We start from the raw sequence: 14,668 nt of genomic DNA on the forward strand, positions 1-14,668 counted from the left end.
CAAAATTCGACAAGCTGGAAGCTTGTCACTACGCCCATCAAGCGCACACTGCGCCGCATGAGTACTCAAAACGACGAAGTTATCCAGATTTTTAAAGACAGCGGCGCCCTACTTGAAGGCCACTTCCTCCTCCGCTCGGGGCTACATAGCGCACACTTCTTTCAGTGCGCCCAAGTCTGCCAATATATGGATAAAGTCACTCGTCTGGCCGAAATTATGGTGCCGATGCTCAAAGAATACGGCGCCACCACCGTGGTGGGCCCCGCGATGGGCGGCCTGGTGATCGGACAAGAAGTGGCACGCCAACTGGGCCTGCGCTTTGTCTTCCTCGAAAAAGTGGACGACAAACTGGCACTACGCCGCAATTTCAAATTTGAGCCGGGCGAAAAGGTTTTGATCGTCGAAGACGTGATCACCCGCGGTGGCCGCGTGGTCGAAGCACTGGAACAATGCCGCGCGCACGGAGCCGAGCCCGTCGCGGTCGGCGTGATCGTAGACCGCAGCCAAGGCAAGACCCGCTTTGACGTGCCCCACCACAGTCTGGCCGAGCTCAGCTTCCCCACCTACGAAGCCGATAAGCTTCCTCCGGAGCTGCAAGACAGCGAAGCCATCAAGCCAGGCAGTTAAGCACCGCGTAACATCTCCGCGGATCGCGACTTACATCGCGTCCAGATCGACCATAATCTCGCGGGGGCTGGAGCCGTTCTCTGGACCGACGATGCCGCGCTCTTCCAGCTCTTCCATCAAGCGGGCAGCGCGGTTATAACCGATCCTTAAGCGGCGTTGCAACATGGAGGTGGACGCACGTTTGGTGCTACGCAGCACATCGATGGCGTCGGGCAAAAGCTCGTCGCCATCAGTCGGGCCGCCGTCGTCGCCACCAGCACCATCGTCGCCGCCGGCGTCGATTTGCTTCTGCACATCTTCCGCAAACTGAGGCGGATCGTTCTTCTCTTGGAGGAACTCGACGATGGCGTTGATCTCGTCGTCGGAAACGAAAGCACCTTGGGCACGCACCAGGTTGGAAGTGCCTGGAGGAATGAAGAGCATGTCCCCCTTACCAATCAGGGCTTCGGCTCCGCCGCCATCGAGGATGGTGCGACTGTCGATCTTAGAGGCGACCTTGAAGGAAATGCGGCTCGGCAAGTTGGCCTTAATCACACCGGTAATCACGTTCACCGAAGGACGTTGGGTCGCAAGGATCAAGTGAATCCCAGCGGCACGAGCCAGCTGTGCGATACGGGCGATGCAGGTCTCGATATCGGCAGGGGCGACCATCATCAGGTCAGCAAGCTCGTCGATCACGCAAACGATATAGGGCAACTTCTTACGAGGGATCTCGAAAGCGTCGTCATCGCGGGGCACCTCCATGTTTTGCAGGGCCGCGCGCTCTTCGGGGCTCATGTCTGCATCCATGGCCTCGGCCTTAGCTTGCTCTTCCTTATCCTTGGCAATCTTGGCATTGAAGCCAGCGATGTTGCGCACATTGGTCTTAGCGAAGATCTGGTAACGGTGCTCCATCTCGGCGATCAACCATTTGAGTGCGCCCGGCACCTTCTTCGCCTCGGTGACGACTGGGATCAACATATGAGGCAGCGCATTATACATCTGCATTTCCACCACTTTTGGATCGACCATGATAAAGCGCAGATCTTCGGGGCCCGAGTGATAGAGTAGCGATGCGATAATGGCGTTAATGCACACCGTCTTACCCGAACCAGTCGAACCGGCAATCAGGACGTGCGGCATCTTAGTCAAATCGGTGACCATGGGCTTACCAGTGACATCCTTACCAAGCACGACCGGAATCTCGGCATCGGCATCCGCCCAAGCCTTGGACTCCACGATGTCGCGCATGCACACCGCCAGCGAGATGCGATTGGGCACCTCGATGCCGACGGTGCCCTTGCCTGGGACGGGTGCAAGGATACGCACCGACATGGCCTTGAGGCCAAGCGCGATGTTCTTATCAAGATTCACAATCTTTTCCACACGCACGCCAGGCGCAGGTGTGACTTCATAGCGAGTGATCACCGGCCCGGTATGAATCTCCCCGGGTATGACCTTCACACCGAACTCGTCGAGTGTGCGCACGAGGGCACTCATGGTGCCCGCGTGGTCTTCGGGTGCGATCGTGCTCGCATCGGGGGCCTCGGAGAGCAGGCTCAACGGAGGGAATACATAGTCCCCGCGGCGCTCAGGAATACTGGCCACAGCTTTCTCGGTTTTCTCGCCGCTGATGATCTTAATCGTGGCAGGGTCGAGTGCTGGCTTCTTGGGCTCGGGCTCTGGCTCAGGCTCGGGCGGCTTAGGCATGAGTTTTTTCTTCTTAGGTGCCGCAGCTGCCACACTGCTCGCCGCCAAAGGAGTCGGCGCGCTGCTGAGCAAGGAAGGTTTACGCCCATCATCGGGAAGCTCTTCTTCGTCGTCATCGTCGTCCGTATCAACAACTGCCTTCGCCGCCTGCTTGGCAGGCTTGGCCGATTTTTTTTCTTTTTTGGCGGCCGCTGCGTCCTCTTTCGCCCGTGCTTTAGCCGCCGCGGCCTCTTCTTTAGCTTGGGCTTTGGCCTGTGCGGCTTCCTCCTTGGCGACACGTTTGGCCTCAGCACGCTCTGCTTTACGCGCTTTGCGCACCTCTTTGGACACGGCACGGTTCTCTAAAAATTCGCGGTAGCGCGTTTGCAAATACTCGAAAAAATGGCCGAGATTGTCCGTAAACACCAACAAGGAGCCAATGATGAAGCCCATCAATAAGATCAAAAACGCGCCAAAGGGGCCAATGTAGGGTTCCAAGACCACGGGCCCAATAAATTCACCCACAACTCCACCAAAGCCATTCGAGAGTTGGTTCTCAAACAAACTGCCCGCAGTGCTGCTAGCGGGGCGCATCATCGCAATCAGTCCAGACACGCAAAAGACAGCCAATGGCGAGGCGATTCCAGTCAGCAAACGCTTGCCATGCTCTTGCTGCACCAGCAGACGCACGCCAAACCAGAGTAAGAAAAGTGGCACTAAGAGCACCGCGACACCAAGGAAATGAAAACCAAAGAAGCCGACATAGCTCCCAAACAGACCGACTAAGTTCGGGTCGGTCGGATTAGTCGCATTATATTGCTCGGTGTTATAGTCAAAGACCGAAACAGCGACCAGTGCGGCAATAGTAAATAGCAACAATCCCAGCACTGGGCGTGAGCGTGCTTTACGTGGCTGAGAAACCACTTTTTTCTTTACGACTTTTTTCTTTGCTTTTCGTGCCATGTAAGGGGAGGGAAATTAAACGCAGATGCGTGAATAACAAGATTCGATTGAGTATCGCATTCTCTGGGAAATCCAGCAAGAAACAGTGTTATGGAATTACTGACATTTACTCCACTGTATATGGAACGCGTTTGGGGCGGTCGCGGCCTCGAAGCCAAACTCGGCCGCACACTCCCCGAAGGTAAGGTAATTGGCGAGAGCTGGGAACTAGTCGACCGCAAAGGTGAACAATCCGTCGTCGCCTCAGGAACGCAAGCCGGCAAAAGCATTCGCGAACTACTCGAAAGCTCGGCCTCCGAAATCCTAGGCCCAGGACGCGACGGCTCGCAGCCCTTCCCCATTTTGATCAAATGGCTGGATTGCCAAGATCGACTCTCGCTACAAGTTCACCCGCCCGCCGAAATCGCCCCCTCACTAGGTGGCGAGCCCAAGACCGAGAACTGGTACATCGCGGAGTGCGACGAAGGGGCCTCCTTGATCGTCGGCCTCAAAAATGGCGTGACTCGCGAGCAATTCACTCAAGCGCTGGCAGATAACCAAGCAGAAGACTGCGTGCACCGCTTCCCCGTCAAAGCGGGTGACTCCATCTTAGTCGAAAGCGGCCGCATGCACGCGATCGACGCTGGTAATCTGATCCTAGAGATCCAACAAAACTCCGACACCACTTACCGCGTCTATGACTGGGGCCGCGTAGGTCTGGACGGCGCACCGCGCCAATTGCACATCGAAGAATCACTCAAATCGATCGATTTTGATGACTACGAACCAGAAACACTCAAGATCGTGCCTGGCACGCAAACCTTAGCTGACTGCAAGGAATTCCGCATTCGTAAATTCGAACTTCAAGCGGGTGACGAAGCACTCGAACTGCCCGCGGGTGAAGGTGCACGTTTAATCCACGTCGTCAGCGGCAAGCTGAGCGACCGCCACAGCGGCGCCATACTGAGTAAAGGCAGCAATTACCTGCAGCCCTATGTGACGGGTGTCAGCCTAAGCGCAGAGGAGCCCACCACGCTACTCGTAACAGATCAATTTTAACAAAAAAAGCGCCTCACCGAAGATTCGGTGAGGCGCTCTTATTAAAAAACCGATGCAAAGAAATTAGTGCGAGCAGCCACAGCCGCCTTGCTCTTCTTTGTCGTCGTTGCAGCATTCGCCTTCGCCTTTGCCCTCTTCTGAGCTGCAGCATTCGCCTTCGCTACCTCCGCCGCCGCAGCAACCGCCGCCTTGGTGGATGTGGCCATGTGCCAACTCTTCTTCAGTCGCCTCGCGCACGTCTTGCACAGTCACATTGAAGTTGAGGTGCTTGCCAGCGAGTGGGTGATTGCCGTCGACAGTCACATTGTCTTCTTCGACCTTAACCACACGGACCGACACGGGGCCTTGATCTGTGCTAGCTTGAAATTGCATGCCGACTTCCAGCGTCTCAACACCTTGGAAGCGGTCGCGAGGCACGACTTGCTCTAGTGCGGGATTGGGTGCACCATAGCCATCTTCCGGAGCCACGCGCACTTCGACGGTGTCCCCCGCAGCCTTACCTACAAGCGCAGCTTCGAGACCCGGGATGATGTTTTTGTGCCCATGGAGATATGTCAGAGGTTGTCCAGGCTGAGATTGATCGAGTAATGTTCCTTCGTCGTCTTTAAGCGCGTAGTCCATAGCGACGACTGTTCCTTCTGCGATTTGCATAATATTTGGTATTGGTGTTTCTAATTAGTGGAGAACGGGTAGCGATAGCAGAAAGCGGCGTGGGGTCAAAAGCGAAAGCGATTTATTTATATGCATGGGCTTGGCGGGGCGAACTCACTTGACGCAGGGCGCATAAACAGGGTTTCTTTGGGAAAACTAACCACAGTCCGGCACATGCCCATACAAGATAATCCGCTCTTCCGCCGTCTCCACCAACACGCTCAAAAGCGGCTGGTATTCGATCCTGGTGTCTCTCGCAGCAAGCAACTGCCCGCTTATAAGCGCTACATGCAGCTTGAGAATGTCATGCTGGAACGCATGCACCACAAGGGCGAATCGGGACGCAAGGTCTGCCAGGCGCGTGCCGCCATGATCGACGTGGTGATCGAGAACTTATTTCTCGCCGCGCTGGACCTCTATGCCACCGAGCACGGCGCACTGCCCTGTAAAATGGCGATTTTAGCCACTGGTGGCTACGGAAGACGCGAGCTCAACCCCCATAGCGACATCGATATCATGTTTCTCTATCCCCTCAAAGCGGCGGGGCAAGATTATCAGAAATTCCAAGAAGTCGTGACCGAAGAAGTGCTCTACCCCCTCTGGGACCTCGGGCTTAAAGTCGGGCACGCCTCGCGTAACTCAAAAGAAGTCATCGAAGAGTGCCGTAAAGAGGTACAATCAAAAAATGCGATTCTGGAATCACGCATTATTTGCGGCTCTGAGCCTCTCTATAAAAGTATGCGCAGCCGCTTCGAAGAATTCGTCAAAAAAGAGAACTCTAAAGTCTACATTCAACAACGCTTGCAAGACGAGCTGGAGCGCCACGCGAAATCGGGCAATACCATCTATTTGCAAGAGCCAGACATCAAAAACGGAGTCGGTGGTCTGCGCGATTATCAAAACATCCTTTGGATGGCACACATTAAGTACGGCTTTCGCTCCTTTCGCGATCTGGTAAAAGCCAAGCTACTCCGCGACGACGAGCGCAAAGCCATGGTGGATTCCTACGACTTCTTACTGCGTGCTCGCACCGAACTACACCTGCAAAATCGCCGCCCCACAGATAAGCTGGACCTAGAACAGCAGCCCAATATTGCAGAAAAATTAGACTATCCTCAAAAAAACATTTTTGAACGCGTTGAGTCCTTTATGAAGGACTACTACACAGCTGCCCGCACCATTTACCAGACCAGCGAGATGCTAAAGGAACGCATGGCCTTAGAGGCGGCGACAGGCGAAAAGACACGCATCAGCTTCCGCGAAGCTCTGCGCGCGCACCAGCACCTCCCCATCAAGAAAGTCGAAGGCTTTCAACTGCACGAAAAAGTACTGTCAGTCGACAGCCCCAATGTTTTTAAAGATGATCCCGTACGCCTGATTCGGATCTTTCGCTTAGCACAGCAATTTGGTGCACGCCTGGACCCAGACCTACGCTATCTCATCACGCGATCAATCCCACTGATCGATCATAATATCATCAACAGCAAATCAGCGGCAAAAAGCTTCTGCTCTATTCTACGTAGCCCCGGCGAAGTCTACCCCATCCTCATGCAAATGCATGAAATGGGCGTACTAGGACGCTATCTACCTGAATTTGGCGAGCTCACCTGTATGGTGCAGCACGAATACTACCACCGCTACACCGCCGATGCACACGTACTACGCACGATCCGCCACCTCGATCGTGTATTTAGCAAGCACAACGATGAATACAGTCGCTACGAAAAAGAATTACGAAAAAATGACGACCCACTGCTACTTTACCTAATCCTACTGCTACACGACATCGGAAAAGCCGAAGGCGTTAAAGATCATGATGTTAATGGCGTAAGAATCGCGCAGCCCATCTTAAACCGTTTTGACATCGGTCAAGATCAACAGGAACAAATTCTATTTATTATCCGCAGCCACCTAGAAATGGCACGATTCTGGCAACGGTTTGACCTAGACGATCCCAAGACAGCGGCCTCCTTTGCTGAATTCATCGAAGACCCGCAAAAACTCAGATTTCTATACGTACATACCTACTGCGACGCCCGCGGAACTGCCCCCACCTTGTGGAACAGTTACAAGGATGCCATGCACCGCACACTTTACGTTAGAACACTTGAGCAGTTTGAGGACGACGCAATTATTGAACAAAAGCGGAAGAACCAAATTAACATGCTACACCAACAACTACTCCAGAAGAAACTTGAAGGCATTTCAGAGGAAGAAATTGAAGCCCACTTCAACTTACTACCGGAGCGCTACTTTATCAACACGCACCAAGACGATATCGAACTGCACTTACGCATGGTCCACCGCCTGCTAGACCAGATTCAGTCTGCAGAATCCATGGCCTCGCTCGCTCCGATCATCGACTGGCACGATGATATCGACCTGAGTATGTCGGTAATCGACGTCGTCACCTGGGACCGCGCGGGCCTCTTTTACAAGCTCGCGGGGGCACTGACACTCGCGGGGGTTAACATCGTCAGCACCAAGGCAATCACCCGTAAGGACCATATCACCATCGACACTTTTTATGTAATGGATCCCGACGGGGGCGTTGTTTCCAATAAAAAGGCCCGTGAAGTATTTGAACGCCACCTCCACGAAGCTCTGATCGAAGAAAAAGAGCTGATGCCAGAAATCAACGAGCTGGAAAGCAAGATATTAGCCAAGACTAAGACCAAAGATATGCTCCCCGCTCCCTTCCCACCAAGCGTGGACGTCTATCATGAGCTCTCGCTTAAGCAGACAATTATTGAGGTGCAAGCCAGTGACCGGATCGGCCTACTCTATCAACTCTCTCGCTTGATCACGAAGAAGGGCTTCGACATCGGCTTCGCACGCATTGCCACCGAACGTGGCGTCGCGATGGATACTTTCTATATCAAAAACGACCAGAGCGAAAAAGACAGCTACACAACCTCACTACTAGAACTGCGCGAAGAGCTCGACAAAATAGTCAAAGAATAGAATCGTCTCCTACATGGACGAGCCAGCAAACGAGCAAACCGCGATCGATTCACTCTATCGCATCAGTAGTTTAGTATCCGATACAGAAGAACCTAAGGTTGCGCTGCGTCTGATTCTAGACGAAATCGTCAAAGTACTTAAGCCCAGTAGCGCGTCTATTTCCTTAATTAATCCAGACACCAAATGTCTGGAGCTTGAAGCGTCTTATGGGCTACCAGAAGACTGGAGCAACATGGAGTTGGCCCTCGGACAAGGGATCACCGGCTGGACTGCACTCCATGGCCGTGCACTCATCGTAGGCGATGTACGAGAAGAACCTCGTTACATCTCCGTGCGCTCCAGCGTGCGCTCTGAGATGGCCGTCCCCATGGAAGACCAAGGCATGGTGATTGGCGTCGTCAATGTCGACAGCGAGCAAATGCACGCCTTCGGCGACTCTGCACTTAAGATTCTCACCTTACTGACCAACGAAGCCACACGCGTGGTGTCACGGTTATGGATGATTAAACAGCTCCGCACCAAGGCCAACCAGCTGGAATCTTTGGTCGACATGAGCCAACAACTAGTCGGCGAGCTCGACAGCGACGAGCTCATGGAAGCACTCACGCGCCAAACGCGCCAACTGATGGACTGCCACAGTAGCGCCCTATTTTTGCTCAACCATGACAATGACGAGTTACACCTACACAGCTTCATCAACGCTTCAGGCGCAGTCGCTGAAGAACTCGTGCTCCCCCTGGAGGATAGTGCACTCGGGGCGACCATACACCGCCGCAAACAAATTGAGGTACACGACCTAGCATTCACCGAGGAAAATGACTTCTTGCGCACAATTCAGCGTGAAGGGCTCATTTCGATGCTCGCCTCTCCCATCATCTTTGGCGATGAGGTGATCGGAGTCATTATTGCCTATACGGACCATCCACACCGTTTCAATAACGACGAGAAAAATGCCTTCACGACCCTCGCAGGCGTGGGCGCAATCGCGATCCAAAATGCACGTCACTACTCCCGCATCTTTGCCAGCGAAGAATCCATGCGGCGCAATGAGAAATTGACTACACTTGGCATGCTGGCCGCAGAGATCGCACATGAGATCCGGAATCCCTTAACCGTAATCAAACTGCTCTTCGACTCACTCGATTTACAATTCACTAAAGAGGACCCTCGTCGCACCGACGTGCAAGTCATCGGCGAAAAGCTCAACCAACTGGAAGAAATCGTCGAGCGTGTGCTCAGCTTTGGCCGCACACGCGAAGGCATGCACACACGCCAAGATCTCAGCGGTCTAATCAACGACACCCTCAAGCTGGTCCGCCTCAAGTTGCATCAACAAAAGATCTATCTACAGTTTAACCCACCCGCGAAGAAAATACTAGTTGCGGTCAACAAGGGCCAAATTTTGCAGGTTTTGCTCAATTTAGTGCTGAATGCCACCCAAGCCATGCCCGAAGGCGGGCGCATCCAAATTGAAGCTTCGGCCGACGAATCCAATGCGCACCTAACGATCGCCGATAATGGCGGCGGCATTCCGGAAGCCATTCAAGCTGACATCTTCGAATCTTTTCTGACCGACCGCCCCGATGGCACGGGTCTCGGTCTCTCTATTAGCAAACGCATCCTCCGCGACCACCGCGGCAACATCGAGCTCGCCCACTCCTCTTCCGAGGGCACGACTTTTCGCCTGCAACTCCCACTCGCTTAGTCACTGCCCGAACTCAAGCTCAGCCCATCAAACTCGACGCGGCTTCAAACTAAAGAAGCGAATCTTGCGCAGGCCAAACCAAGTCATGCGCAACAGAATCCATCCGTGTCGAAAGCGAGAAATATTGGTATCACCATAGGTGCGATCCCGGTAACGCACCAGAATATCACGAATACGTAAGTCTAACATTGAGCTGCCAAAAAGCAGATTAAAATCTCCAAAAGGATCAAAATCTCCCAAAACTTCAATGCGCTCAAGTAAGCGTTCGTAATCGCTACGCAGCATCATTTTGGTACCACATAGACTGTCTTTAATCGGCTGCCCCAACACAAAGCTTAACGAAGCCGCGAAGAATTGATTACCTAGCAAATTAAGAAAACGCATCGCCTGTGATTCCATCGGATACACTAAGCGGCAACCATTAGCAAACTCACACGCACCGGATGCGATCGCATCGTAAAATTTGGGCAGATCTTCAGGCGGCGCCGTCAAGTCCCCGTCTTGAATCACCAATACATCCCCCTTGGCCACCGCGAAACCTGCAAATACGGCATCCCACTTCCCCTTACCAGGCTGTTGTAAATATTGCACACGATGGGGGCCCTTATAGGCGTCCACTTCGCGCTGAATCACCTCCCAGGTGTCGTCCACACTGTTGCCTTCGACAAAAATAATTTCCGTCTGCTTCCCTAGAATCGGAATACGCTCCAAGGCGGCCCGAATATTGCCGGATTCATTACGCGCTGGCACGACCACCGAGCAACTGATCTCACCTTCGATTGTGGGCTTCACATTCAGTCGAGCACGAATCGCTAGGGTCATTCCGAAATTCCGAAAGATAGGCAGGCGCACCAGAAAGCTATTACAAAATGCAGAGAATAGTGGTATCCGGAACGGCAGTAATTGTTCGGTGCCAGAATTAATGACCTCGAAGTCATTCAATTCCAAAATATTCTGCAAGTCCACAGAACTGAGCCAATTACTCAGCGGCTGACGAGTCGCCCAGCCCACCCTCTGGGCGATCGACAACAGAGGCTGCCAAGAGTGGTTTAATGAAGTTATGTATATACGAGTCCGCGAATGACAATGCTTTCGTAATTGAGCAATGCAGGCGTGCACATCTGGTAGATAACCCACTAGATAATCCAGAATCACGACGTCGAACTTCTCGCCTAAATCAGTCGAATGCAGATCGCCGACCACGAACTCAAGGTTACTGGCGGGATTCTTGATCTTTGCCCGCTCAATCATTTTTGGGCTCAAATCCACGCCCAACCCGCGAGATGGCTTGAGAGCAGCTAACAGATCTCCATGCCCACAGCCAAACTCTATCACCCGCAGCCCAGGCTCGACGTGAAATTGAAAATAGCCACTCAACTGCGAATAAAACCCACGCTGACGTCTTCGAGCCTTGGCATCATTATCCGAAATCCAGTCAAAATGGTCTGTTAAATCTACTTGTCGCATATGGTGACTCGAAACAAAGTCTATGATCCACATGCAGTGCAATACTTTCCCTTAAGCTCAAAGCTCGCCTTGCCCCATCAGGTCAATGACTTGCCAAAAATACACTACTTAGCGTTCTAGCTGTAGGATAAAATAATCGTACCAATGCCTCTTAAGACTAAACATAAAATCTTGCTCGCATCCTTCGCATTCCGCCTAGTCCAGATGACTCGGAACTTATTGGGCAAGCCCATGCAGGGCACATTTAAACGCAACACCTTCAACTGGCAACTCGACTTAAGAGAGGTCATCGACTTTATGATTTATATCTCCGGCGGCTTTGAAAGCTACCTGAGTCGCTTCATTCGACTAAATGTCCGTGAGGGAGATGTGGTGATGGATATCGGTGCCAACATAGGAGCCCATACGCTCACGATGGGACAAAGCGTCGGTTCTAAGGGGCGTGCTTATGCAGTCGAAGCGACTGACTACGCTTACCAAAAACTAAATACCAACGTCTCGCTAAACCCTAAAATCGCGCCGCAAATCACAGCCATCCATTGCGTCCTACAAGCCAACACGGCAGACGCGAGTGATTTACCCGACATCGGTAACGCCATCCACTCCAGCTGGCCCTTCCAATCTACGGACGAGCGCCATCCATCTCACCATGGAGTGCTGAAATCACTCGGCATCGCCGATCGCTCTACCTTGGATCAGCTCGTAGAAAGGGAACAAATCACACAGTTGGACCTAGTGAAAATCGACGTCGACGGCCACGAGTGGGATGTGCTTTCAGGGGGCGCTTCCACATTCCAACAACTACGTCCCGTGATTTTGATGGAGCTCGCGACCGATTATAATGAATCGGAGCATGCCCGTGGCTTCAAAAGCATTCATCGCTTCCTGACTGATCTGAACTATACCTTCTACGATTTTAAGGGCAAAGCCTTACCAACTAAGCCCCAAGCTCTCGCCGCGACGATCCCTCCTGGTAGCAGTCGCAACGTGGTCGCCCTTCCGAACGCTTCAAGAAGCATACAATATCTGTAAATACCCCAGACCGGCATGTCTCTTACACGTAAATCAATGCTTCAGCTCATACTGGCGATCACCGCTTCGGCTGTCGCATTGCTGATCCCTCTTCAGATTGCCACAGAATCGCAAAACGTTCTTTTCGTAAAAAATTACAGCTACTGGGCACTGGCAGCCACCAGTCTTCTTTTCTTGTGTTTTTTGGTTCAATCGCGCCCCATCAGCTCTTGGGACGAGTTAAAACTAAAAACCAAAAAGCATACGCTCGGGATACTGGTTATTTTTGCGGCGACCGCGTATCTACACCTGCATGTAGATCGAGGATTTAAGATTCTAAATGATGAACCCGTAATTAGCTCAACCGCTAAGAACATGTATACCGACCACATCTCTTACGTGCCAGTGGTCACGCATGTGGTCAGCGGCCGCGAGATTACCAAGATAGGCTTCGTCGACAAGCGACCTGGATTCTTTCCTTTTGCACTCTCAATCGTACATAGCTTAACAGCTTACCGTCCTGAAAACGTTTTTTGGCTCAACTCAGCCCTCACCTGCCTGCTGCTAGCTCTAGTCTATTTAATAGTGAATCGCAGCGTCGGAAAGCAATACGGCATACTCAGCGTATTGCTCCTGAGCAGCTTACCTCTACTCGCTCAGAATACCAACGGCGGCGGTTACGAACTCATGAATCTCTGCCTCATTAGTGGGCTAGCGCTTTCAGGGCTCAACTATTTACGCAAACCCGACACCGAAGGACTCAACCTACTGATCATTACCTCCATCCTGTTGGCCAACAATCGCTACGAATCGATTCTATACGTAACAGTCCCAGCGATGCTTTTCCTAATAAAAACTTATCGCGAAAAGTCTCTATCGCTCACTTGGTTCAGTATATTTAGCCCCTTGCTACTCATCGTCCCCCTATCGTCATACGATGTCTTTCAAAGCAATCCCACATTCATTCAGACTAGCAGCGAAAACTTCTTCAGCTTGCGGCACTTAGCAGAAAACTTGGCACATGCTATCGCCTACCTATTTGAAACAAATGCCACTGAATCCAACTCTATCCTACTCAGTACGAGCGGTATAATCGCGAGCCTTTTTCTCGCACTCCAAGTCGTTCGCCGCTGCAAGTTTTTCATCCAGCAGGATACGGGCTTAACGGTTCTGTTGTGCATTTCGCTAGTCGTTGCAGTCAACACAACACTCGCCCTTTGTTGTTATTGGGGCAAGTGGACCGATCCGACAACATCACGCTTCTCGCTCCCCTTCCAACTCTTCCTAGTATTTAGCATACCGCTGGTATTAAAATACGATTTTAAACGCACATCTCCGCCGGCATGGATGACAGTCGCCGTACTATTTTTTATCGTCAGTATCACTAGCCCACATTCCGCAGCGCTGAATCGACAGAAGGATTTGGTGAGTATGAACACTCTCACTCAATTAATTGAATGGGTGCAAAGTCAGCCTGCAGACGAAGCCAACCTATATATTAGTAGCCATTCAATAGCGCTCGCCCTCTACGGCAATGCATCCATACCCATTGAATTGGCCAACTCAATGCCTGAAAGAGTCATCTGGACAAGTGAAGCTTCAATATACAAGCAGGTCTACGCGGCTGAGCTACTATACAACGATGGAAATAATTCTTATCCAAGCACTGAGCGTGCCCTCAGCTCACGATTCATCACACAGACGGTCCACGAAGAATTGATTGATATTAATCTGCGACTACGAATCGTAAGAATACTAGAGGTGAGCCCATCTCTAGCAGCACCAGCAAACTCCTTGAAAAACCTACCCGCTGCCTCGCCAGATCCGAATGCATCGCCACTTGAGCAGGAAGCTTACTTGTATCATTCACTCCCGCTTCCCCAATAATACGAGGCAATCTCGGCCCCCTTCAACACCTAAAGACTTGTGCTACCCAATCGAAAAAAGTTTGGTCCTAATAGATATGTCTTTTGTAACCTCGGTTCTCGCCTGTCCTAAGCTCGTCGAAAGGGGAACCGGGGCGATACCGATCGCCCCCCCGAAACAAAGTTTCGAGGCTACGCAAAGCCCAAGCTGATAGATCATATATTCTTAGAAGTGGTATGAATCATACCACTTTTTTTTCGAATCGGCATCACTGGTATTCCCTGCAGCTAGACACAAAAAAAGCCGCCTGAAATCAGGCGGCTAGAAAGTTAAAAAAATAACTAAGTAAGTTGATTAGAATTCAACTGAAACGTCGCCAGGAGCACCACCTGTTGCACTGATGTCGGTGCCGCTAGAAATGGTAGCGTCGTATGTTTCGCCAGCAACTGGGTTCAGAGTCTTAACATACTTGTCTTGACCAACAAGCTCAGCAGTTTGCACTTCAGTCAGACCGTTCTCGATGAAGTATTGGTCTGCAGCAGAAGCAAGTTGGCGAAGGTTATTTGTGATGGCCTTAGTTTGTGAAGTTTCACGAACTTTTTGGAAAGCAGGAATCGCCATAGCAGCGAGAAGACCGATGATAACAACAACGATCATGATTTCGACGAGTGTGAACCCTTTTTTGTTTTGTGTGCTCATAATGATATT

Annotated in this window: 10 protein-coding genes; 6 read left to right on the plus strand and 4 right to left on the minus strand. The window is 51.7% G+C overall.

Translation table 11 applies throughout. The features are described 5' to 3' along the window. Positions 1 to 57 precede the first annotated feature (57 nt). The gene (pyrE, locus tag QEH52_RS06585) at positions 58 to 627 is read left to right on the plus strand and encodes an orotate phosphoribosyltransferase (RefSeq protein ID WP_308949302.1); all 570 of its coding nucleotides are present in this window, start codon (positions 58 to 60) and stop codon (positions 625 to 627) included. 30 nt (positions 628 to 657) lie between these two features. Here pyrE and QEH52_RS06590 read toward each other — a convergent pair whose 3' ends face one another. Further along, positions 658 to 3,258: a DNA translocase FtsK gene (locus tag QEH52_RS06590; protein ID WP_308949303.1), complete on the minus strand. Its 2,601-nt coding sequence runs from the start codon at positions 3,256 to 3,258 to the stop codon at positions 658 to 660. Positions 3,259 to 3,348: 90 nt separating this feature from the next. On the opposite strand from QEH52_RS06590, the gene QEH52_RS06595 reads away from it, so the two are divergent. Further along, positions 3,349 to 4,296, plus strand: a complete 948-nt coding sequence (locus tag QEH52_RS06595; protein WP_308949304.1) for a type I phosphomannose isomerase catalytic subunit — start codon at positions 3,349 to 3,351, stop codon at positions 4,294 to 4,296. 63 nt (positions 4,297 to 4,359) lie between these two features. Here QEH52_RS06595 and slyD read toward each other — a convergent pair whose 3' ends face one another. Further along, entirely contained in the window at positions 4,360 to 4,947 is a 588-nt protein-coding gene (gene slyD, locus QEH52_RS06600) for a peptidylprolyl isomerase (RefSeq protein WP_308949305.1), read from the minus strand. Positions 4,948 to 5,121: 174 nt separating this feature from the next. Between slyD and glnD the strand changes: the two genes are divergently transcribed. Further along, on the plus strand, positions 5,122 to 7,911 hold the full coding sequence (gene glnD, locus QEH52_RS06605) for a [protein-PII] uridylyltransferase (RefSeq protein ID WP_308949306.1): 2,790 nt from the start codon (positions 5,122 to 5,124) through the stop codon (positions 7,909 to 7,911). A gap of 13 nt (positions 7,912 to 7,924) precedes the next feature. Continuing rightward, positions 7,925 to 9,616, plus strand: a complete 1,692-nt coding sequence (locus QEH52_RS06610) for a GAF domain-containing protein (protein ID WP_308949307.1) — start codon at positions 7,925 to 7,927, stop codon at positions 9,614 to 9,616. A 27-nt stretch (positions 9,617 to 9,643) separates the two neighbouring features. Here the strand turns inward: QEH52_RS06610 and QEH52_RS06615 are convergent, their stop codons facing one another. Beyond that, positions 9,644 to 11,083: a glycosyltransferase gene (locus QEH52_RS06615; RefSeq protein ID WP_308949308.1), complete on the minus strand. Its 1,440-nt coding sequence runs from the start codon at positions 11,081 to 11,083 to the stop codon at positions 9,644 to 9,646. Positions 11,084 to 11,287: 204 nt separating this feature from the next. On the opposite strand from QEH52_RS06615, the gene QEH52_RS06620 reads away from it, so the two are divergent. Next, positions 11,288 to 12,115 carry an FkbM family methyltransferase gene (locus QEH52_RS06620; RefSeq protein ID WP_345785450.1) on the plus strand — a complete coding sequence of 276 codons (828 nt, stop codon included), beginning with the start codon at positions 11,288 to 11,290 and terminating at the stop codon, positions 12,113 to 12,115. Between the two features lie 36 nt (positions 12,116 to 12,151). Continuing rightward, complete coding sequence (locus QEH52_RS06625; protein ID WP_308949310.1) at positions 12,152 to 13,981, plus strand: glycosyltransferase family 39 protein; 1,830 nt, start codon at positions 12,152 to 12,154, stop codon at positions 13,979 to 13,981. A gap of 333 nt (positions 13,982 to 14,314) precedes the next feature. Here the strand turns inward: QEH52_RS06625 and QEH52_RS06630 are convergent, their stop codons facing one another. Then, positions 14,315 to 14,659: a prepilin-type N-terminal cleavage/methylation domain-containing protein gene (locus QEH52_RS06630; RefSeq protein WP_308949311.1), complete on the minus strand. Its 345-nt coding sequence runs from the start codon at positions 14,657 to 14,659 to the stop codon at positions 14,315 to 14,317. Positions 14,660 to 14,668: the final 9 nt, after the last annotated feature.

Origin of the sequence: Thalassobacterium maritimum (genome assembly GCF_031127805.1) — a bacterium.
In the GTDB taxonomy this organism is placed as follows: Bacteria; Verrucomicrobiota; Verrucomicrobiia; order Opitutales; family Coraliomargaritaceae; genus Thalassobacterium; species Thalassobacterium maritimum.